Genomic DNA, 19,960 nt, shown 5'->3' with positions numbered 1-19,960 from the left:
CGGCAACAAACGTCTTAGGACTGCGACAGGCAGTCAACCAGTGCGCCCACGTTCTGGCGCAGGATGTTCTGATAGGCATCCGGTCCTGCCGGAATATCCGCGCCCAGCGGGTCAAGCGTTCCGATATGCGCGCCGGTATCGGCAACCACGGCCTCGACGATGGCGGGGCGGAATTGCGGTTCGGCAAAGACGCAGACAGCATTGCTGTCCCGGATTTTGTCTTCGATCTCATGCAGGCGCTTTGCTCCGGGTTTCTGTTCCGGTGAAACAGTGATCGAACCAACCGCATTCAGGCCAAATCCCGCTTCGAGATACTGATAGGCATCATGGAAAACGACGAACGGCTTGCCGCGGACCGGTGCGAGCTGGCTGTCCAGATCATTCCCAAGTGCATCAAGGCTGGCAAGGAACTTTTTCAGATTGTCCTGATAGGTGCCTGCATGGTCCGGATCAATTTCACCAAGTTCGTTGGCAATTGCCTTTGCGATGGCTGCCCCGTTGGCCGGATCAAGCCAGAGATGGGAATCAATACCGTGTTCATCATGATGGTGACCTTCTTCACCTTCGTGCTCATGCTCGTGGTCATGATCATGGTCATGGTCATGTTCTTCGGCATGGGCGTGATCCTCATGCCCGTCATGGTCATGGGCATCATGATCATGTTCGTCATGATGTTCATCTTCGTGATCATGATCGTCGTGATCATGGCCGCCATGGTCATGGCTATGGGCTTCCCACGCGCCGCCTTCACGCATTGCCAGGATGGTCAGGCCTTCAATATCGGCCAGTTCAAGCTGATGGGCACTGCCCGAAAGGGTTGCCAGCGGCTTTTTCAGGAAGCCCTCAAGGCCGTGGGAGACATAAATCACCAGATCGGCTTCCTGAAGCGACCGGGCTTCGCTGGGACGCAGCGAATAGGCATGCGGTGATGAGGCACCATCAAGCAGCAGAGCCGGTTTGCCAACGCCTGCCATGATTGCGCTGGCAATGCCGTGGATCGGCTTGATCGATACAACGACCGACGGATTTTCGGCTGCCTGCGCCCCATAGGGCAGGGCAAGCAGCGGCAGGGCAAGCAGGGCGCGACGAAGGGCAGAAATTGGCATGACATCAATCCGGTTCGAAACGGGGGAATGGCTATTGGTGAGGTATTATTTGTTATGTTATATCATAACGATTCGTCAAGCGATAAATCCCCTCGTGATCTGGTTATGCCTGTTTGAACCTAATAGGGTTTTCTGTTTGATCCCGATAAGCAAGTTTCGATTTCGTAACGAAAAATCCGCATCCGTAGTTGAAGGCGCATTTTTTGCCGATTTCGGTGCAGAACAAATGTTGGGGAATGGTAATGATGCGGTGCCATATGCGATCTGAACCCGCAAGAAACAATCCGCATCGAAGACGGTTCCATCTTTTCGGGCCGGTTAAAATATCTTGCCAGGGTGTTACATCCGGCACGGAGGACACCTCAAATCCGGGTTGCCGGTCGCGCGATCCGTATGCAAATCAGAAACGTTTAGCCAGAAACGGTCATCGATGTTTCTTGTCGTCTCACTCATGATGGTATTTTCGATGTTGAAAACGTGCCGCCGTTCTGTTTTCAGGGCATCAAGGGCGCGTGCAATCGCCGGGGCATTGTGAAAATGTTCCATGAAGGCACCGGTTCGATACGCTTCAAGAAGGCCGTCTGTAATGGTTTGCCATAGGGCGCTGTTTTTCCTGTTCACATAGATGAAAAAGTCGAACGGATAAACCAGCATGACGGTGTCATTCAGAACCACATCCGGATATTGCGCCTGGATTGCGGGCAATTCCCGATAGGCTTCGTGAACGGCACGGGTTAAAGCATCAAACCGACTGTTTTCCAGCATTTCCCAAAGGTTGTTGCGCGGGCCGCGTTCAACACAGAAACCGTTATCTTCCATAATGTCGGCATCGGGCCAGTCGGACCCCACCCCGATGCAGAACTGGCGCAATTCATCCAGGGTTTCGACATTCCGAAGCGCCTCTGCCCGGTCCTTTTTGACCATGAAAACACGGTGCCCCAGAATGCCGCGCGTGATGGGAATATTGACCTGGCGAAATCTGCTTTCACGCTCCGCACTGTAACCGGCAAACATCACATCGATATCACCGGCCAACAGCATTTCGCTTATGCGTGACTGTGTCGCGCCTTTTAATTCCTCGATATCCAGAACGTAATCAGTGCCCGACAAGTCCAACGCCATTTCGATGACGCCGAATTCATAGGCAAAAAATTTCTTCAGACCCTCGGGGAAGGCCATTTTGATGGTTCTGGTATCGGCCTGTGCGGTTTCCTGTAGCAAAAGGCAAACACAAACGACCCAAAATGCAAAACGCAGGATTTTCAAAACATTCGCCCATATACCGGTCGCAGAAATCTCAACTTGGGATGTATATTGGGTGTGCCTTGGGATGTTAAAGAGACCGCTATCGAATATTATATACCCTGCATCAGATCGTCGGGGCTAAAGTCCATTTCATGCAGGATTTCACCGGTTTCATTGTCAACCGCCTGCAAGGTCACGCCATATCCCCATAACTGCCCGATATAGCCCAGCGTCATCTCTGCTTCGGACTTTTCAAGCCGGACACCGTCATGTTCGGTATGCTGGATGTAAAGTTGCCGGTTGCCGCGCAGGTCGACATCAACCACCTGCATATCCGGTTCGCGGACCGAAATGTCATGCATCCGCGCCAGGGCGCGGCGCACTTTGCGGTATCCGTTATCGTCATGGATGGCGGCAACTTCCAGATGCGGGCTGGAGCTTAGATCGTCGATCAGAAACATCCGCATGTCGCGCATCAGTTTGGGTGACAGGAATTGCAGGATGAAACTTTCGTCGCGGTAATGCGCCCATGCTTCTTTTAACGTCTCGACCGGCTCATTATTACCGGCGATATCGGGGAACCATTTGCGGTCTTCCTCGGTCGGGTCAACACAGATGCGGTGAATATCCTGCATCATGGCAAAGCCAAGCGCATAGGGGTTGAACCCGGAATAACGCGGATCGTCATATTCGGCCTGAAACACCACGCGCGAATGGTAATCGATGAATTCCATCATCGCGCCTTCGGAAATCAGGCCCTTGTCATACAGGCTGTTCATGATCGCGTAATGGACATAACACGCACAGCCTTCATTCATCATCTTGGTCTGTTTCTGCGGATAGAAATACTGTCCGATATTGCGCACGATGCGCAAAATCTCGCGCTCCCAGGCTTGCAGGGTCGGGGCGTTTTTCTCCAGAAAATACAGCAGGTTTTCTTCGGGTAATCCGAACTGGGCCCGGCGTTCCTCGACCCGCATCTTGCGACGCATTTCATCAAGGTCCTCGTCGTCCTTTTCCGCCTGCGGCAAGGTACGCCACAGATCGTTATAGGTCTCGTCCTCGTATTTCGCGCGTTCGCGTTCACGTTCCAGTTCTGCCGCCAGATTGGGTTTTTCCGGGTGGGAATACCGGTTTACTCCCTGTTCCATAAGCGCATGCGCCGCATCCAGAACCCGTTCGACCGCATCAAAGCCAAACCGGTCCTCGCATTTGGCGATATAGCGTTTGGCAAATTGCAGATAATCGAGAATGCCTTCCGCATCGGTCCATTGCTTGAACAGGTAATTGCTCTTGAAAAAATGGTTATGGCCAAAGGCGGCATGGGCGATCACCAGGGCCTGCATGACGATGGTGTTTTCTTCCATGACATAGGAAATGCAGGGGTTGGAATTGATCACGATCTCGTATGCCAGGCCCTGATATCCCTTGCGATACATCACATCGTCGCGCACGAACCGTTTGCCGAACGACCAGTGATGATACATCAACGGCATGCCGATGGATGAATAGGCATCCAGCATCTGCTCGGACGTGATTACCTCGACCTGATTGGGATAGACATCAAGCTTTAGCTCGTTGATCGCGATATCCTCGATCGCGTCATAGGTGGCTTTCAGGGTGTTGAAATCCCAATCGGCACCGGAAAACAGAAGTTCGGGGGCGGTGGCTGGTTCGGTCTTTTTGCTCATCCTTTGACCCCGCTCAGTTTTTCGGCACGATTTTTGGCAAACAGTTCCCGGAAGACCGGGAAGATATCGGCGGCCTTGGTCACCCGTTTAAGGGCAAATCGCGCATTGGCGCGGGCAACCGGGGCATAGGCCTTCCAAAGGGCAGTTTCCCCTTCGGCGGAGGAGAAAATCTCGGCCTCGCGCTCGTCGGTGATTTCGATATAGGCGTAATACTGGCATTTCGGCAAAAGGTCCTCGGCCAGCAAGGCCGTGCATTTCGCACCGTCATTGGAATAATTGTCGCCGTCCGATGCCTGGGCGGCATAGATGTTCCATTGATCGGTCGGGTAACGATCTTTCATCACCCGTTTCATTTCTTCCAGCGCGGTCGAAACGATGGTGCCGCCGGTTTCGCGTGAATAGAAAAACGTTTCCTCGTCGACTTCGGCGGCGCGTGATGTATGGCGGATGAACACCACATCGACATGATCATATCTGCGATGCAAAAACAGATGCAGCAACATGAAGAACCGTTTCGCCAGTTCCTTCATCTGTTCGGACATCGACCCGGACACATCCATCAGACAGAACATGACGGCCTGGGTGTTCGGATCGGGGATTTGCTGAAACTGGTTGTATCGCGTGTCGATGGGATCGATGAAGGGGATCGCCTTCATGCGGCGCTTGGCTTCTTCAATATCTGCCAGAAGCATGTGAAGCGTATCTTCATCGGGCTTGGTCAGTTTGCCGGACGGGCGTTTTTCGGCCTTGGCCTGAAGGGCGGCGATTTTTTCTTCAAGGTCGCGGATTTCGGCGGTTTTCGGGCGGCGCAGGCCAATCCGTCGCGCCAGGGAATTGCGCATGGTGCGCACAAGGCTAAGGTTGGCGGGCGTCCCGTCCGATGAAAAACCCGCACGCGCCGTGCGAAAGGCCGTCGTCTGTTTCAGGCTTTTTTTCAAAAGATCGGGCAGTTCCAGATCTTCGAAAAAGATATCCAGAAACTCGTCACGCGACAGGGTGAACTGAAATTCGTCTTCACCGTCGCCATCGGGGCTGGCCTGTGATCCCCCCGCACCGCCATCACCACCCTGCGGGCGGGCAATCCGGTCGCCGGGGACAAACTTTTTATTGCCGGGCAGGACATAATTGCGATCCCCGCCGCGCCGCGCATGGTGAAAACTCGGTTCATGCAGGGTCTTCCCCGGAATGGTGATGGAATCGCCGCTATTGATATCGGTAATGCCGCGGGTGCGAATGGTGTCTTCTACCGCCTTTTTGATCTGTGCCTTTGCACGCCGCATAAAGCGCTGCCGGTTGCCAAGGCTTTTGCCTTTCGGGTTCTTGCGGCGGTCGACGATATAAAGCATGGGCCATCATATCCTTGCTTGCGCACGTATCGTTTCGAGAACCCCGGCCGACGGATCGTTGGAAAACCGTCGACCGGGAGCTCGGTGCACCGGGCGGACAAGGGGACAAACCGCCCGGTGCGGGTCGGCAAAGCCGCAGCTTGGGCTTAACCGGCCTTATTGACACGCATGTACCATTCGACCAGACGGCGGGTCTGGCGCTCGGTATAGCTTCGATCAATCATGCGTTTGACGAACTCGTTGTGTTTCTTCTCGGTGTCGCTGTCTTTTTTCGATCCGAAGGAAATCACCGGCAGCAGGTCTTCGACCTGACTGAACATGCGTTTTTCGATGACTTCGCGCAGTTTTTCGTACGATGTCCATGCCGGGTTCTTGCCCTTGTTATTGGCGCGCGCGCGCAGGGCAAACTTGACCACCTCGTTACGGAAATCCTTCGGATTGGCGATGCCCGCCGGTTTTTCGATCTTGGACAGTTCCTGATCGATGATCTTGCGATCCAGCAATTGACCGGTATCGGGATCCTTGAAGTCCTGATCCTCGATCCATGCATCGGCATAGGCGACATAACGGTCAAACAGGTTCTGGCCGTAATCGGAATAACTTTCGAGATAGGCCTTCTGGATTTCCGCCCCGATGAACTCCGCATAGCGCGGGGCCAGTTCGGATTTGATGAAATCCATGTAATCCTTTTCGCGTTCTTCCGGGTATTGTTCGCGCCGGATCGCCTGTTCGAGCACATACATCAGATGGACCGGGTCGGCCGCAACCTCGTGGGTGTCGTGGTTAAACGTTTCCGAAAGCACCTTGAAGGCAAACCGTGTCGAAATGCCGTCCATGCCTTCGTCGACACTCGCGGTATCACGATATTCCTGCATCGATTTGGCTTTGGGGTCGACATCCTTCAATGTCTCGCCGTCATAGACCCGCATCTTGGAATACAGGTTTGAATTTTCGTGTTCTTCAAGGCGCGACAGAACCGAAAACTGTGCCAGCATCTTAAGCGTGCCCGGTGCGCAGGACCCCTGTTCCAGTTCGGATCCCTGCAACAGTTTTTCGTAAATCCGGGTTTCTTCTGTCACCCGCAGGCAATAGGGAACCTTGATCACGCTGATACGGTCGATAAAGGCCTCGTTATTCTTGTTGGCCTTGAAGGTTTGCCATTCCGCCTCGTTCGAGTGCGCCAGAATGAGGCCCTGGAACGGGATCGCACCAAGGTTTTCGGTGCCGATATAGTTGCTTTCCTGTGTTGCGGTCAGCAACGGATGCAGCATCTTGATCGGGGCCTTGAACATCTCGACAAATTCAAGAAGCCCCTGATTGGCGCGGTTAAGGCCGCCGGAATAGCTGTATGCGTCCGGGTCGTTCTGGCTGTAATATTCAAGTTTGCGGATATCGACCTTGCCGACCAGTGACGAAATGTCCTGATTGTTTTCATCGCCCGGTTCGGTTTTGGCAATCGCAATCTGGCGCAGGCGCGACGGGATCAGTTTTACAACCGAGAATTTCGAAAGATCGCCGTTAAATTCATCAAGCCGTTTCACCGCCCATGGCGACATCAGCCCGGTCAGGCGGCGTTTGGGGATGCCGTATTTGTCCTCGATCGCATCACCCATCTTGGCCGGGTTAAACAGGCCAAGCGGACTTTCGAAAACCGGGCTGATCTGATCGCCGGCTTTCAGAACATAGATCGGCTCGACCTCCATCAGTTCCTTTAACCGTTCGGCAAGCGAGCTTTTACCGCCGCCAACCGGGCCCAGCAGATAAAGAACCTGTTTGCGTTCTTCCAGTCCCTGGGCGGCATATTTGAAGAAACCGACGATGCGTTCGATGGTTTCTTCCATGCCAAAGAAATCTTCAAAGGCCGGATATCGTTTGATGGTGCGGTTCAGGAAAATTCGGCCGAGACGGGAATCGGTCGAGGTGTCGATCATTTCGGGTTCGCCGATTGCCTTGATCATCCGTTCGGCTGCGGATGCGTAGGCCGATGGATCATCGCGACATAGATTAAGATAGTCCCGGATGGTTAGTTCGGTTTCGCGTTTTCCGTCATAGCCTTCCGCATACAGCTCGAAGATGTCCTTGTCTTCAGCCATGGCGCGGTCTCCTTTCCAACGTTATCGCACTTCTGTCAGATGTCGTTTCCTGTGTTCTTTTGATCTTGGGGCTTAACCGGCATGATGGCCGGATTGCCCGATCCTGTTGCAAGACGGCAGCGGCTTTGCTGCACTGCGGTGGCATTGAAAATAGCCGCCGTTCATTCTGTCTACGCCCGAAATAAACGAATCGTTCAATCGGGATGTGATTAAATAAAATAATGAACTTTATTTAAGGTTCGTTTAAAGGTCTGCCAGATGATGGCAAAGAAAATGGGTTTGATGACTTCTTAGAATGGCTTGCAATATTTGCAACCGGCAATGGTAATAGTCAAAGTCCCGCTTTGCGGCGACCCAAAGTCACTTTTTTCTGCGGGCGGATGTGGCCGGTGAATGCACCCGGATAAGGTCCGCTCCTGTGACCCTGTCTCTTTGACGTGGGGCTTCCGGCTTCATTCCGCAATGCCCAACTTACGAATATTGTTGGTAAAAACGCATGCGAAACGATCACTTCAAAGTGACCGGCCCCGACATCGGGAATAGCTTGGCCGGTCGACGAAAACATCCGCCGTACCCATTTTGCAATTGCACAGTCAAACAGCAAAATTATATCAGTTCTGTATTTCTACTGTGCGCCAAACCTGCCCCGAAGGGAAGTATCGAATGACCGATGGTAGCGTGAATTTCGTCGAAAGTGGTGAACTCGATCACCTGATCGCACAGGGTAACGTGACCCTGATTGACGTCCGCGAACCCGACGAATTCAAGTCCGGCCATATCAGCGGGGCGATCAATATGCCGACCTCGACTTTCGACATTCCGGCACTTGTCGACCTTGCCGACGATACAGAGACGGATTTCGTGTTCATTTGTGCCGTCGGACAACGATCTTTCGGTGCCGCCAACGCCGTTCTGCCCCACCTCGACTGTCAGGTGATGAACCTCAAAGGCGGCCTGCAAAGCTGGACCCGCGACGGATTTGACCTAACCTAAGTCTAACAAACGCGCCAGGTCCCTTTCCCTCTATCCGCCCTCGTATCCACAGCCCGAACACCCTCTCCTTTCCTCATCCTCATCCCTTCCTTGTCTTTGTCCTTGTTCTCGACCTCGTCCTCGTCCTCGTCCTCGTCCTCGTCCTCGTCCCTCCACTCCCGCTCCATACGCCACCTCCTCCAACAACCACATCGATTCTCGTTGACGATTTCTCATATGTGGGAATAATTCCCTAATTTTTGAACTTGAGGTGGTGGGATGATGGATCGGAGGATTGCGGAGCGATTGGGGGCGCTGCGGGCGGAGCGGGGCTGGTCGCTGGAGGAGCTGGCCGCGCGCAGTGACGTCAGCCGGGCCAGCCTGTCGCGGCTTGAGAATGGCGAGGTCAGTCCGACGGCGCATGTTCTGGGCAAGCTTTGTGCCGCCTATGGCCTGCCGATGTCACGCCTGATGCAGATGGTCGAGGACGAGTTCAAACCGCTTGTTTATCGCGGTTTGCAGCGGATCTGGGCCGACCTGGAAACCGGCTTTTTCCGACGGACGGTTTCGCCACCCGCGCAGGGGCTGATGGCGGAAGTCATCGAATGCGAACTCGATCCCGGCGCACGGATCGAATACGAGGGAACGCCACGCCCGGGGCTTGAACATCATCTGGTGATGCTGGCCGGGCAACTGCATATCACGGTGGAGGGCAAGGCCTATGTGCTGAATGTCGGGGATTGCCTGCGATACCGGCTTTCAGGCCCCAGCAGCTTTGAAGCCCCCGCCGATAAAGGCGCGATCTATCACCTTTTCATCGTATGAAAGTATGAGGCCCCCAAAAAAATGAGCGACCAGATCACCATTGCAAGCTTTGACGCCGATCAGCTTGAAAGCCACCTGGAGGCGTTTGGCGAGATGCTGCATGCCTGCGTGCATGACGGAGCCAGCATCGGATTTATCGAACCGTTTGATGCCGCCGCCGCAATTGGCTTCTGGCGCGATATGGTCCTGCCCGCGATGCGGGGCGGCAGGCGCGATCTGTTCGTGGCGCTGCTGGACGGCAGCAAGGTGGTCGGAACCGTGCAGCTTGATTGCGCCACCATGCCCAATCAGGTCCATCGTGGCGAGGTCTGCAAACTGATGGTGCATCCGCAATATCGCCGCATGGGCGTTGCGCGAAAACTGATGGAGGCACTGGAAAAACGGGCGTTTGCGAAAGCACGTCATCTGCTGACACTTGATACGAGAACAGGCGACAGTGCCGAGCCGCTTTATGCCTCGCTCGGTTTTGAAACGGCGGGCGTGATCCCGGCCTATGCCCGTGATCCGTTTTCCGAAAAGCTGAGCGCAACGACGGTGATGTATAAGCGGCTTGCCAATTAACGCGCAGGTGAACGATTCCCGTATTCTGTATTCAAAACCGTTTTTCTGGCATGCCAGATTACGTAGAAAAAGTGAATAATCAGCCCGATTATTCACTTTTTGCATTGCAGCATGTGATTGCCCGATAGGGCGCTTTCCCCCGGAACAGAAGACCTTCATGCTGCTGTGCAGCGCACTAAGGGTTAATGCGTGTGACAGTGGTATGACCAAAACATCTTGAATGCCAAACCGGGTTGAGCGCATCTTTGCGCCTGAAAGCTTTTGTATAAAATAAAAAAACCCGGAGGACGTTCGTCATGAAGAAATTTGCCCTTGCGGCGGCCCTGATGGCTGCCGTTGGTTTTACCGGCATGACCCATAGTGCCATTGCAGCCGATCTGACATTGCGGATTTCGCTGCAACTGCCGATGAAAAGCCACCTTGGTCAGAACCTTTTGATGTTCAAGAACGAGGTCGAGGAAAAATCGAACGGCGATATCGCGGTCGAGATTTATGACAGTGCACAGCTTTACAAGGACAAGGAAGTGCCCGCCGCTGTCGGTTCCGGGGCGATTGAAATGGGTGTGGCGTCGCTGACCCGTTATGTCGGTGATGTGCCGGCGGTCGATGTGTTCTATCAGCCGTTCCTGCTTGATTCCGAAGAGAAAGTCCGTGCCGCGGTTGCCAAGGGATCGCCGGTACGTGGCCCGCTTGACGACGCGATTGCCGATACCGGTGCGACCGTCCTGTGGTGGCAGGCATATGGCGGATCGATCATGCTGTCGAACGGTGGCCCGATCAAAGGCCCGGAAGGTCTTAAAGGCCAGAAAGTCCGCGTGTTTTCCAAAACCCAGGGCGATTTCATTTCAGCGGCTGGCGGTGCGCCGACCCTTATTTCCGGGTCCGAGCAGTATATCGCCTATCAGCGTGGCACGGTTGATGTGGGCATGACCGGCATGTCGGGCGTCAAATCCCGCCAGCTTTGGGAAGTCATGGATACGGTGACCGCCACCAACGATGCCGATGTCGAATTCATCGTGGTGATCAATACCGATTTCTGGAACGGCCTTTCGGATGCGCAGCGCGACATCATTTCGACCGCGGCGATGAATGCGGAAAAAGACGTGCGTGACCGCATGTCATCGATCGAAGCCGAAGCCTACGAAGAAGCCAAAGCCAACGGCATGACCGTCTATACCCCGACCGAAGAGGAAATGGCGGCATGGCGTGAAGTTGCCAAACCGGTTTACGAGGAATTCCTTAGCCATACCGGCGATCTGGGCAAGCAGGTCTTTGACGCGGCCAGCAAGCTTTAAGCCTTGTTCGCGGACGATAGACTGAACTGCCAATAAAGAAGACATCACCGCATTTTCGACGGCCCCGCCGTTGCGGTGATGTCTTTTCATCTATTCACCAGTCTCTCTTTTCAGGAGGCGGTCGGGACCGGAGGCCACCATCCCGGTACGGCCAGGATTTTTATCATGTTTGATCGTTTGATGCTTTTGCTGGCCTGGATCGCGGCCCTGCTGTTTGTCGCAGCGGGTGTGATGCTGACCTATGAGGTCGTGGCTCGGTATTTCTTTATTCGTCCCACCATCTGGGCGGCAGAGCTTTCGCAGCTTTGCCTGATCTGGGGATCGTTGCTTGGCATGCCCTGGGCATTGGCGGCACGGCGGCATATTTCCGTCGATGCGATCACCCGGCTTTGCAAGCCGGGGATGCGCCGTTTGCTTGAAATCATTGCGATGGCGGTGGTTCTGGTGTTTTCCGTCATGGTGACGTTCAAGGGCTGGGAAATTTTCCTTGAAAGTTTCGAGCGCGGCCGCACCAGCGGCACGATGCTTGACCTTCCGGCGTGGGTTGCGGAAATCCCGGTCGTGATCGGTTTTGCGCTTCTGGCTGTTCAGGCCGTCATTGAAATTGTCGGCGTGATCCGCGGCAAGGATATTCCGGAAGGGGCGCACGAATGACAATTATCCTGACACTTGCGGCAATGTTCGCCTTGCTGCTGATCCGTGTGCCGGTGGCCTTTGCACTGGGCGGGCTTGGACTTGGCATGCTGATCATTGGCGGGTTTTCGCCGCTGATGGCGCCGCAGGCGATCCTGTCGACACTGGATGGTTTTATTCTGCTGTCGGTGCCGCTGTTCCTTTTGATGTCCAACATCCTGCTGCGCGCCGGGGTCGGCAATGACCTGTTTGCCGCGGTCAGTGCGTGGGTCGGGCATTGGCCGGGCGGGCTTGCGGTGGCAACCATCCTGTCGTGTGGCGTGTTTGCCGCGATTTCGGGGTCATCGGTGGCAACGGCGGCCACGATTGGCACGGTCGCCATCCCGGAAATGGTCCAGCGCGGCTATAACAAGCGTTTCGTCTATGGCCTGATGGCGGCGGGCGGCACGCTTGGCATCCTGATCCCGCCATCGATCCCGATGATCATTTATGGCTTCGTGACCGAAGAATCCGTGATTGCGCTTTTCCTTGCCGGGGTCGGGCCGGGGATTGCGTTGCTGTTGCTGTTTATCGTTTATTCGATGATCTATGCCCGGTTTGGCGGGCAGGAACGCGAACCCAAACGCGGCTGGGATGAGCGCAAGCGCGCCACGTTAAAGGCGCTGCCTGCCGTGCTTCTGGCGGTGCTGATCATATCGGGGATCTATTCCGGGGCCTTTACCCCGACCGAGGCCGCGGCCATCGGTTTTGCCGCTGCCCTTCTGATTACGGCAGCGATGCGGGTTCTGACCTGGAAAGCGTTGAAGCTTGCGATTTTCGATACCATGGCGACCACGGTTGCGATCATCCTGATCATTGCCGGGGCCAAGGTGTTTGGCAAGGCGATCACGCTGTATCGCATCCCGCAGGATATCTCGATGATGATCAGCCAGGGGATCGATACCGAACTTGGCTTTATCCTCGTCGTGACGGTTGTATTGCTGATCATGGGGCTGGTGTTCGAAGCACTTTCAATGGTGCTGATCATGACGCCGGTTCTGCTGCCGGCGGCCTTGGCCCTTGGCTTTGATCCGATCTGGTTCGGGGTCTATATGGTGATCATGGTTGAATGCGCGCTGATCACGCCACCGGTGGGGCTTAACCTTTATGTCATTCAGTCGGTGGCGAAAACGCGATTGGGCGAAGTGGCGCGCGGTGTGTTGCCGTTCCTGCTTCTGATGTTCCTGACTGCGGCCATTCTGTATGTCTGGCATGATCTTGCCCTGTATATCCCCTTTAAAATGTGACGCTTATGACCAAACAAATCTCTCCTGCCGATAAACTCCGTGCGCTTCTGGCGACCGGTGATCTGATTACCATGCCGTGCTGCTTTGATGCGCTGTCGGCCAAGCTGATCGAACAGGAAGGCTTTGGCCTGACTTTCATGTCGGGCTTTTCGGCCGCTGCATCGCGGATCGGCGAACCTGATCTTGGCCTGATGTCTTATGGCGAAGTTCTTGATCAGGCGCGCAACATCACTGATGCGGTTTCGATCCCGGTGATCGGTGATGGTGATACCGGATATGGCAATGCGATGAATGTGAAACGCACCGTTGCCGGCTTTGCCAAGGCAGGCTGTGCCGCGGTGATGATCGAGGATCAGCTTGCGCCCAAGCGTTGCGGTCATACCAAGGGCAAGGAAGTCGTTGGCCGGGACGAGGCGTTTGATCGTATCAAGGCCGCCGTCGATGCAAGGGAAGCCGGGGCGGATATCCTGATCCTTGCGCGGACCGACGCCCGTCATCAGCACGGCCTGAGCGAGGCGATTGACCGGGCCGCGAAATTTGCCGAACTGGGGGCGGATATTCTGTTTGTCGAGGCCCCGAAAACGGTCGCGGAAATGCGCGAGATTTGTGCCGCCCTGCCGGGGCCGAAGATGGCCAATATTGTCGAAGGCGGCGAAACCCCCGATCTGACACCCGAAGAACTGAGTGATATCGGCTATCAGATCGCGGCCTATCCATTATCGCTTATGGCAGCGGCAATGAAGGCGATGGTTGAAACCCTGCAATTGATGAAAGCCGGCAAGCCACGCACCGATATGCTGATGGATTGGGGCCAGTTGCGCAATCGCATCGGCTTTGATGCCTATTACGAGGAATCGGAACGCTACGCGACCTCGAAGCGCAGGTAGGTGTTCGCGGTCATCTGATATTCCGTCAAACGGCGCGATAAGTTCTATCGCGCCGTTTGACGTTTTTAATCCTGTGATCTTTAGTCCGGAATGCGGGCGATAACCTTGATTTCGAAATCAAACCCGGCCAGCCAGTTCACGCCGATTGCCGTCCAGTTCGGATAGGGGGCTTTTGGGAAGACGTCACCCTTTACCTTCATGATCGTTTCAAACTGGTTTTCGGGATCGGTGTGGAAGGTCGTGACGTCGACAATATCGTCAAGCGTGCAGCCACCAGCCTTGAGCGTTGCTTCAAGATTGGCGAATGCCAGACGTACCTGTGCCTCGAAATCCGGTTCGGGCGAACCATCAGAGCGGCTGCCGACCTGACCGGAAACGAACAGAAGGTCGCCCGATTTGATCGCGGCGGAATAACCGTGTTCGGCATAAAGGGCATGTCGGTTGGCGGGGAAAATGGCGTTACGCTGTGCCATGGGGATTTATCCTTTTATCTGGGTGTGCAATTTCACATACGATGCGTATATAAAACTCAGATACATGGCGTATGTCAAGTTCTATATACGTGACGTATGTGAGATGATATGTGTCGGGTAATTGACCAAGGAGGTTTGCAATGGCCGCACGGCGTCGCCAGGAAACGATGGAAGAAAACCGCGAAAAGCTTGTTTCGGCGGGGCGCAAGGCATTCGGATCGCAGGGATTTGCCGCGGCGTCGATGGATGAGCTGACGGCATCGGTTGGCCTGACGCGGGGCGCGCTTTATCACAATTTCGGCGACAAGAAGGGGCTGCTTGCCGCCGTTGTCGCGCAGGTCGATGGCGAGATGGCTGCGCGGGCACGCGCCGCAAGTGCCAGTGCCGGGGACGAATGGCAGCAGCTTCTGGCAGAGGGGGCGGCCTATATCGCGATGGCACTTGATCCCGAGGTCAGAAGAATCGTTCTGCTCGATGGGCCTTCCATTCTTGGCGATCCGTCACATTGGCCAAGCCAGAATGCGTGCCTTGAGGCGACCAAAGAAGCCGTCGAAAGACTGATTGCCGCGGGGATCATGAAACCGGTTGATATCGATGCCGCCGCTCGCCTTCTTTGCGGTGCCGCCCTGAACGCAGCCTTGTGGGTCGCAGACAGTGATGATCCGAAAACAGCCTTGCCCAAGGCGGTTGATGCCTTCAGCCTGATGGCCGAGGGATTTCTGATCGAGAAACGATAGTATCGTTTGGCTGTAAGACGGTAATGCCACCGTATTGAGTTTGTTGCACCGCTGACTGGATGCCCGCCTTCGCGGGCGTGACGTTTTTTGGGGGGCACAAATCTGCTCGTCATTCCCACTGAAGTGGGAGGCGTCGGGGCGGGGAGAGATCGGACGGGATTCCCGTTCCCGTTTTATCGGAAAACTGGCACTATTCGGTAAATCCCACATGACGGTCCAAGTCGCCAGCCACCACAAGTTTCGAGGACGTGATGGAATATGTCCCCTATCTGCTCACCGCCTATGCGATTTTTGCCATGGCGGTCATGTCGCCCGGTCCGAATTTTCTGGCAGTGACCAGTGCCTCCATGACGGTGTCGCGCCGGGCGGGACTGGGGATTGCGCTTGGCATCGGTACGGGCACGATCTGCTGGTCGACGATGACGGTCATTGGGTTGACCGCCATCCTTGCCGCGTCCGAGGAAGTGGCGATTGCCCTGCGCTGGATTGGCGGTGGGTATCTGATCTATATGGGGTTCATGTCGCTACGCAGTGCCTATAAAAGCCGGGGGCAGGGGCTTGAGGTTCCGGTGTCGGATGCGAAGGCGGATCGTCCGTTATGGCGCTATGTCCGGCGCGGACTTCTGGTGCAGATGAGCAATCCCAAGGCCGCCCTTTTCTGGTTTTCGATCATGTCGATTGTGCTTCGCCCCGATGCCCCGGGCTGGGTCGGGCTTGCGATTGTGCTGGGCACGACGACGTTTTCATTTGGCTGGCATCTGGTGCTGGCATCTGGTGCTGGCGTGGTTCTTTTCAACCGAGGCCGTCATGCGCGTTTATCGGCGGGCCTACCGCGCCATTCAGGGCGTGATGGGGACGGCGTTTGTTTTGCTGGGCGGGCGGTTGATCGCGAATTAAACAAAACGATTTTCGGCTTGATCATATTACCAAGCGAGGATGCGTCGGCCAACGGCAGCACCGAATGCTGATACGATGGCGATGGCAAAGGGATACCAGATCAGCAAAAAGAGGCCTGAGTCGTTTCGGCAGGTAATCGTATAGGCCGTAGCTGCAAGAGCACCCGCCAGCATACCGGCAATTGCACCCGCGCGCGTCGGAGCAATCGGGGCACCAAGCCTTAGCAACCCGAAAATAATCGCCAGCGGCAGAGCCGCAGTGATGATGATGGTCAACACGCAGGATATGACGGCATATTCAGACGCCCCCAGCCACGATGCGCCCGACTGATCTGTTACTGCGCGCAGTACGATAATGGCCACGGTTGGAACAAGCAGTATCGATGAGGCACTTTTGCGATCAGGCGCAATCGCGCGACAGGTCATGAAAAGAGATGCGACAGCAAGGCTGAGCATGGCTGCAAGTTTAAAATATGTCGCTGGTTCATGGAGAGCAGCGGATAAATCGTTCCTGGCACCAAGCACCAGCAGGATTGCGGCAAAAAGAACTACAGTTCCGGTAACCGAACCGAGTGCGAGCATAAAGCCAAGCCGACCGGGCGAGGGATAAACAGATTGTCCCGCCTGTTTCGCAAGAGAGTTAATCAGCAAATCTGTTTTAGCCGTTTCCATGAGCCATCCCTATTTGTCCTGATCCGAGCGGGAGATCGCAAAAAGCCGACTTAAAGCACGGCTGAAAGTCACGCGAACCGCTGCTTCGCTACGATCAAGTTTTTCAGCCGTTGTGCGAACACTTTGCCCCTCAAGTGCGAGTGCTCTGACAACCTCGTGCTGTTGCGGAGGTAATTTTGCAAGGTTACGTTCGGCATCAATCGCCTTCGAGGGATCGGGCGTCGTGCCGACCATTTCGGCCAGTTCTTCGATTTCGATATCCGCATGTTTCGACCTTTCACGAGATAAACGTCGCACCGCATCGGTCAGTTTGTAGCGAACAATTCCTGCAAGCCACGGCTTGAACGGTCGCGTAGAATCCCATGTATGGCGCTTGTTGTGCAGGCCAATCAGGATTTCCTGCACGATGTCCTCGGTCTCTTGCGGATCAATTCCCATGAGCCTCAGCTTTCCGGGAATGGCGCTTCGAAGGCTGCGGGCAATTTCGCCAAGCAAATTGCCATATGCCTTGGCATCGCCCCGACGTTCGGCAAGCATTGCTTCTTCCCAACCGGTCTTACTTTTATCCAACGAACATTACTCAATGCAAAGGAAGTCAGGGTGGCGACGTCGCGGTTTCGTGATCGCTTGTGAACACTGCCCATGTTTCATCGAGGGTTGCACATCCGAAAACTTATAGGAAGCGCATTTGAGACGCTTTGATAAGCATAAGGTGTGAATATGAAATCCATGATGATTAAAATCGCCGCAGCTGCTGTTGCCGGTGTTCTGGTTATAGGCAATGCATTCGCGCAAGACGCGGTTGCTACTCTGACCCCGGCTCCCGTGAGAGCTGAAAACGTTGTTCTGGTCCATGGGGCATGGGCGGACGGTTCAAGCTGGGCGAAGGTGATACCAATCCTTCAGAAAGCGGGGCTGAAGGTTACAGCGGTTCAGAACCGGTTGACGTCCCTTGAAGATTCGAACGAAGACGTCCTTCGGGTGCTTGAACAGCAGGACGGTCCCACAGTTCTAGCGGGACATTCGTGGAGTGGTACAGCGATCAGTGATGTCGGCGATGCAAAGAATGTATCGGCGCTTGTTTACGTCGCGGCACGTGCTCCGCAGGCAGGGGAGGACTTTGTTGCTCTTCAGAAGACATTCCCCGATACCCCGGTAAGAGCGGGTGTCAAAAAGGTCGATGGTTTCACGACTGTTTCCGAAGATGCATTCCTGAAATACTTCGCGAATGGCATTCCTGAAAGCGAAGCCAAAGTTTTCTACGCGGTACAACAGCCAACGGCAGCATCTCTGTTTTCCGAAAAGACAACGCACACGGCCTGGAAGAACAAGCCGAGCTTTTATGCCGTGTCGGCAAACGATATGACGATCTCGCCCGAATTCGAGCGATTCCTTGCTAAAAGGATGGGGGCTCAGACCGTCACGCTGGATGCAGGGCACCTTCCGATGGTCTCTCATCCCCAGGAGATTGCTGATTTGATCCTTAAAGCAGCAGGTCGTTAAGGATAAGCCGTTCCGGAATGTATTCGGGATGATTTCAAATCGGGATATTGCCGGTCAAAAGAGGCTGGCGATATCCCTTATCAACAAAAGAAAACCCCGCAGCCAAAAGGCGATGCGGGGGTTTCTTTTTAATGGTGCCGGCAGAGAGACTCGAACTCCCAACCTTCGAATTACAAATCCGCTGCTCTACCAGTTAAAGCTATGCCGGCGTGGGCGGCGCGAAACATAGTCCGGGATGCGCGCGATTGCAAGCCTTTGATGCAGGGAAAATAGCATCAAATTTTGCGGCATATTTTCCCTGCTTCTGGCGGTGCCCTGGCTGCGGGGAATCCCGGCTTTGGGCCTTGTTCCTAGCGGCGATACAGCTCGTACAGGGCAACCGCGGCCGCGTTCGAGACGTTGAGGCTTTCGATGCGGTCCGACATCGGCAGTTTGACGAGGAAGTCGCAATTTTCGCGGGTCAGGCGGCGCAGGCCTTCGCCCTCGGAGCCCATGATGATGCCGACCCGGCCCTTGAGCTTGGCTTCGGCCAGCGTTTGTTCGGCGTAGCCATCCATACCCGCCAGCCAGAAATTCGCACCTTTAAGTTTCTCGATGGTTTGGCTGAGATTGCCGGCATGAATATAGGGCACGGTTTCGAGCGCGCCGCTGGCCGATTTGGCCAGAACGCCGGTTTCGGGCGGGGCGTGACGGTCCGGCACGATGACGGCAGCGGCACCAAAGGCCGCCGCACTGCGGAGAATCGCACCGACATTGTGCGGATCGGTGACCTGATCAAGGATCAGAACCGTGCATTGTTCTTCATCCCGGGTATCGGCGATCAGTTCTTCGACGGAAATCTGGGGCAGGGGCGCGCAATGCATGGCCATGCCCTGATGGACGGTGCCCGGCGGCAGCATTTCATCCAGATCGGTGCGCCCGGCAGCGTCAAGCTGCACATCGGTGCGTTCGGTATCGGCAAGGGCAGCAACGATTTCATCGCGCACGGCCTCGGACGCCCAGATTTTGTGAATCGTGCGTTGCGGATTGTAAATCGCGTTCAGAACCGGGTGACGACCAAATAGAATCAGGCGCGAAGCCCCACCGGCATTGCCGCCGTCACGACCGCGTTTTCGTCCGCGACGCGAATTGCCGTCACGTTTATCATCGTCTTGCGGGAAGCTGTCGCCCGGACCCGTTCCGGTCGAACGGTTGGCAGAACGTGAATTGTTGCGACGCGACATAATGGCGGAAACCTCCGGACGGTAAGGGTGTGAATGCACTTTGTTTCGCTTTGGAACGAAAGCATGGGGAACATATAGGAAAGGAAATACGATTTCGTGTTTTTTTTGCTGTTGACAAGGAAGGGCCCTGCAACGTATTCCCTCCCTCGCCGAACGAAGCCGGGGTTAACCCCGACAACGTTTTGACCCTGATGGAGGGGTGGCAGAGCGGTCAAATGCAGCGGACTGTAAATCCGCCGACTTAGTCTACGCAGGTTCGAATCCTGCCCCCTCCACCATTCTCTCGCCCTCGCGAGAGCTCGCAAAGAGAATATGCGGGTGTAGCTCAATGGTAGAGCAGAAGCCTTCCAAGCTTACGACGAGGGTTCGATTCCCTTCACCCGCTCCAGATTTTATATGATCCCGTCGGCTCGTGCGGTGGGTTCTTACGTGTTTTTTTTGGTTCGGATTAGGATCTGAGTGTAATGGCTAAAGAAAAGTTTGCGCGTACAAAACCGCACGTGAACGTTGGCACCA

20 protein-coding genes and 3 tRNA genes are annotated in these 19,960 nt (G+C 55.1%); 12 read left to right on the top strand and 11 right to left on the bottom strand.

Annotated features, from left to right (window positions below):
• Positions 1-14: 14 nt before the first annotated feature.
• From TH468_RS00110 to TH468_RS00090, 5 genes are all read right to left on the bottom strand, one after another.
• A complete protein-coding gene (locus tag TH468_RS00110; protein WP_085641709.1) occupies positions 15-1,106 on the bottom strand; it encodes a zinc ABC transporter substrate-binding protein in 1,092 nt (363 codons plus the stop codon).
• 339 nt (positions 1,107-1,445) lie between these two features.
• A complete protein-coding gene (locus TH468_RS00105; protein ID WP_085641708.1) occupies positions 1,446-2,372 on the bottom strand; it encodes a hypothetical protein in 927 nt (308 codons plus the stop codon).
• 89 nt (positions 2,373-2,461) lie between these two features.
• Positions 2,462-4,042 (bottom strand): SpoVR family protein, encoded by a 1,581-nt coding sequence (locus TH468_RS00100; protein WP_085641707.1) that lies wholly within the window; start codon positions 4,040-4,042, stop codon positions 2,462-2,464.
• Positions 4,039-5,388, bottom strand: coding sequence for a YeaH/YhbH family protein (locus tag TH468_RS00095; protein WP_085641706.1), 1,350 nt, complete (start codon positions 5,386-5,388; stop codon positions 4,039-4,041). The genes TH468_RS00100 and TH468_RS00095 overlap by 4 nt, the downstream gene beginning before the upstream one ends.
• A gap of 146 nt (positions 5,389-5,534) precedes the next feature.
• Entirely contained in the window at positions 5,535-7,481 is a 1,947-nt protein-coding gene (locus TH468_RS00090) for a PrkA family serine protein kinase (protein WP_085641705.1), read from the bottom strand.
• A 663-nt stretch (positions 7,482-8,144) separates the two neighbouring features.
• On the opposite strand from TH468_RS00090, the gene TH468_RS00085 reads away from it, so the two are divergent.
• Positions 8,145-8,474 (top strand): rhodanese-like domain-containing protein, encoded by a 330-nt coding sequence (locus tag TH468_RS00085; RefSeq protein ID WP_085641704.1) that lies wholly within the window; start codon positions 8,145-8,147, stop codon positions 8,472-8,474.
• A gap of 2 nt (positions 8,475-8,476) precedes the next feature.
• Here the strand turns inward: TH468_RS00085 and TH468_RS21550 are convergent, their stop codons facing one another.
• Positions 8,477-8,641 (bottom strand): hypothetical protein, encoded by a 165-nt coding sequence (locus tag TH468_RS21550; protein WP_168177044.1) that lies wholly within the window; start codon positions 8,639-8,641, stop codon positions 8,477-8,479.
• A 91-nt stretch (positions 8,642-8,732) separates the two neighbouring features.
• Between TH468_RS21550 and TH468_RS00080 the strand changes: the two genes are divergently transcribed.
• The 6 genes from TH468_RS00080 (at position 8,733) to TH468_RS00055 (ending at position 13,940) form a co-directional block, all read left to right on the top strand.
• Positions 8,733-9,278 carry a helix-turn-helix transcriptional regulator gene (locus tag TH468_RS00080; protein ID WP_085641703.1) on the top strand — a complete coding sequence of 182 codons (546 nt, stop codon included), beginning with the start codon at positions 8,733-8,735 and terminating at the stop codon, positions 9,276-9,278.
• A 21-nt stretch (positions 9,279-9,299) separates the two neighbouring features.
• Positions 9,300-9,839 (top strand): GNAT family N-acetyltransferase, encoded by a 540-nt coding sequence (locus TH468_RS00075; protein ID WP_085641702.1) that lies wholly within the window; start codon positions 9,300-9,302, stop codon positions 9,837-9,839.
• Between the two features lie 296 nt (positions 9,840-10,135).
• Complete coding sequence (dctP, locus tag TH468_RS00070) at positions 10,136-11,134, top strand: TRAP transporter substrate-binding protein DctP (protein ID WP_085641701.1); 999 nt, start codon at positions 10,136-10,138, stop codon at positions 11,132-11,134.
• Between the two features lie 165 nt (positions 11,135-11,299).
• Positions 11,300-11,788 carry a TRAP transporter small permease gene (locus TH468_RS00065; RefSeq protein WP_062952544.1) on the top strand — a complete coding sequence of 163 codons (489 nt, stop codon included), beginning with the start codon at positions 11,300-11,302 and terminating at the stop codon, positions 11,786-11,788.
• Positions 11,785-13,053 (top strand): TRAP transporter large permease, encoded by a 1,269-nt coding sequence (locus TH468_RS00060; RefSeq protein WP_007092235.1) that lies wholly within the window; start codon positions 11,785-11,787, stop codon positions 13,051-13,053. The genes TH468_RS00065 and TH468_RS00060 overlap by 4 nt, the downstream gene beginning before the upstream one ends.
• Positions 13,054-13,058: 5 nt before the next feature.
• Positions 13,059-13,940: an oxaloacetate decarboxylase gene (locus tag TH468_RS00055; protein ID WP_085641700.1), complete on the top strand. Its 882-nt coding sequence runs from the start codon at positions 13,059-13,061 to the stop codon at positions 13,938-13,940.
• A gap of 80 nt (positions 13,941-14,020) precedes the next feature.
• Here TH468_RS00055 and TH468_RS00050 read toward each other — a convergent pair whose 3' ends face one another.
• A complete protein-coding gene (locus tag TH468_RS00050; protein WP_085641699.1) occupies positions 14,021-14,413 on the bottom strand; it encodes a RidA family protein in 393 nt (130 codons plus the stop codon).
• Positions 14,414-14,553: 140 nt separating this feature from the next.
• Here TH468_RS00050 and TH468_RS00045 point away from each other — a divergent pair, with 140 nt between their 5' ends.
• Together TH468_RS00045 and TH468_RS00040 are read left to right on the top strand one after the other, a co-directional pair.
• Positions 14,554-15,150 carry a TetR/AcrR family transcriptional regulator gene (locus TH468_RS00045; RefSeq protein ID WP_085641698.1) on the top strand — a complete coding sequence of 199 codons (597 nt, stop codon included), beginning with the start codon at positions 14,554-14,556 and terminating at the stop codon, positions 15,148-15,150.
• A 251-nt stretch (positions 15,151-15,401) separates the two neighbouring features.
• Positions 15,402-16,118, top strand: a complete 717-nt coding sequence (locus TH468_RS00040; protein ID WP_085641697.1) for a LysE family translocator — start codon at positions 15,402-15,404, stop codon at positions 16,116-16,118.
• On the opposite strand, the gene TH468_RS00035 is transcribed toward TH468_RS00040, so the two are convergent.
• Both TH468_RS00035 and TH468_RS00030 read right to left on the bottom strand, forming a co-directional pair.
• Positions 16,074-16,718 carry an NrsF family protein gene (locus TH468_RS00035; RefSeq protein WP_085641696.1) on the bottom strand — a complete coding sequence of 215 codons (645 nt, stop codon included), beginning with the start codon at positions 16,716-16,718 and terminating at the stop codon, positions 16,074-16,076. The two genes, TH468_RS00040 and TH468_RS00035, sit on opposite strands and share 45 nt — an antisense overlap.
• Positions 16,719-16,727: 9 nt before the next feature.
• Positions 16,728-17,255 carry a sigma-70 family RNA polymerase sigma factor gene (locus TH468_RS00030; protein WP_139834594.1) on the bottom strand — a complete coding sequence of 176 codons (528 nt, stop codon included), beginning with the start codon at positions 17,253-17,255 and terminating at the stop codon, positions 16,728-16,730.
• A 192-nt stretch (positions 17,256-17,447) separates the two neighbouring features.
• Between TH468_RS00030 and TH468_RS00025 the strand changes: the two genes are divergently transcribed.
• On the top strand, positions 17,448-18,221 hold the full coding sequence (locus TH468_RS00025; RefSeq protein WP_085642390.1) for an alpha/beta fold hydrolase: 774 nt from the start codon (positions 17,448-17,450) through the stop codon (positions 18,219-18,221).
• Positions 18,222-18,353: 132 nt separating this feature from the next.
• On the opposite strand, the gene TH468_RS00020 is transcribed toward TH468_RS00025, so the two are convergent.
• Positions 18,354-18,430: transfer RNA gene (locus TH468_RS00020), tRNA-Thr, on the bottom strand.
• 141 nt (positions 18,431-18,571) lie between these two features.
• Positions 18,572-19,444 carry a 23S rRNA (guanosine(2251)-2'-O)-methyltransferase RlmB gene (gene rlmB / locus TH468_RS00015; RefSeq protein WP_071240401.1) on the bottom strand — a complete coding sequence of 291 codons (873 nt, stop codon included), beginning with the start codon at positions 19,442-19,444 and terminating at the stop codon, positions 18,572-18,574.
• Positions 19,445-19,637: 193 nt separating this feature from the next.
• On the opposite strand from rlmB, the gene TH468_RS00010 reads away from it, so the two are divergent.
• Positions 19,638-19,722, top strand: a tRNA-Tyr gene (locus tag TH468_RS00010).
• Between the two features lie 36 nt (positions 19,723-19,758).
• A tRNA-Gly gene (locus TH468_RS00005) sits at positions 19,759-19,832 on the top strand.
• Positions 19,833-19,960 lie beyond the last annotated feature (128 nt).

The organism is Thalassospira sp. MCCC 1A03138 (assembly GCF_002115785.1).
GTDB lineage: Bacteria > Pseudomonadota > Alphaproteobacteria > Rhodospirillales > Thalassospiraceae > Thalassospira.
Note: the sequence above shows the minus strand (reverse complement) of the source record. Positions and strands in the feature narration are given on the sequence as shown.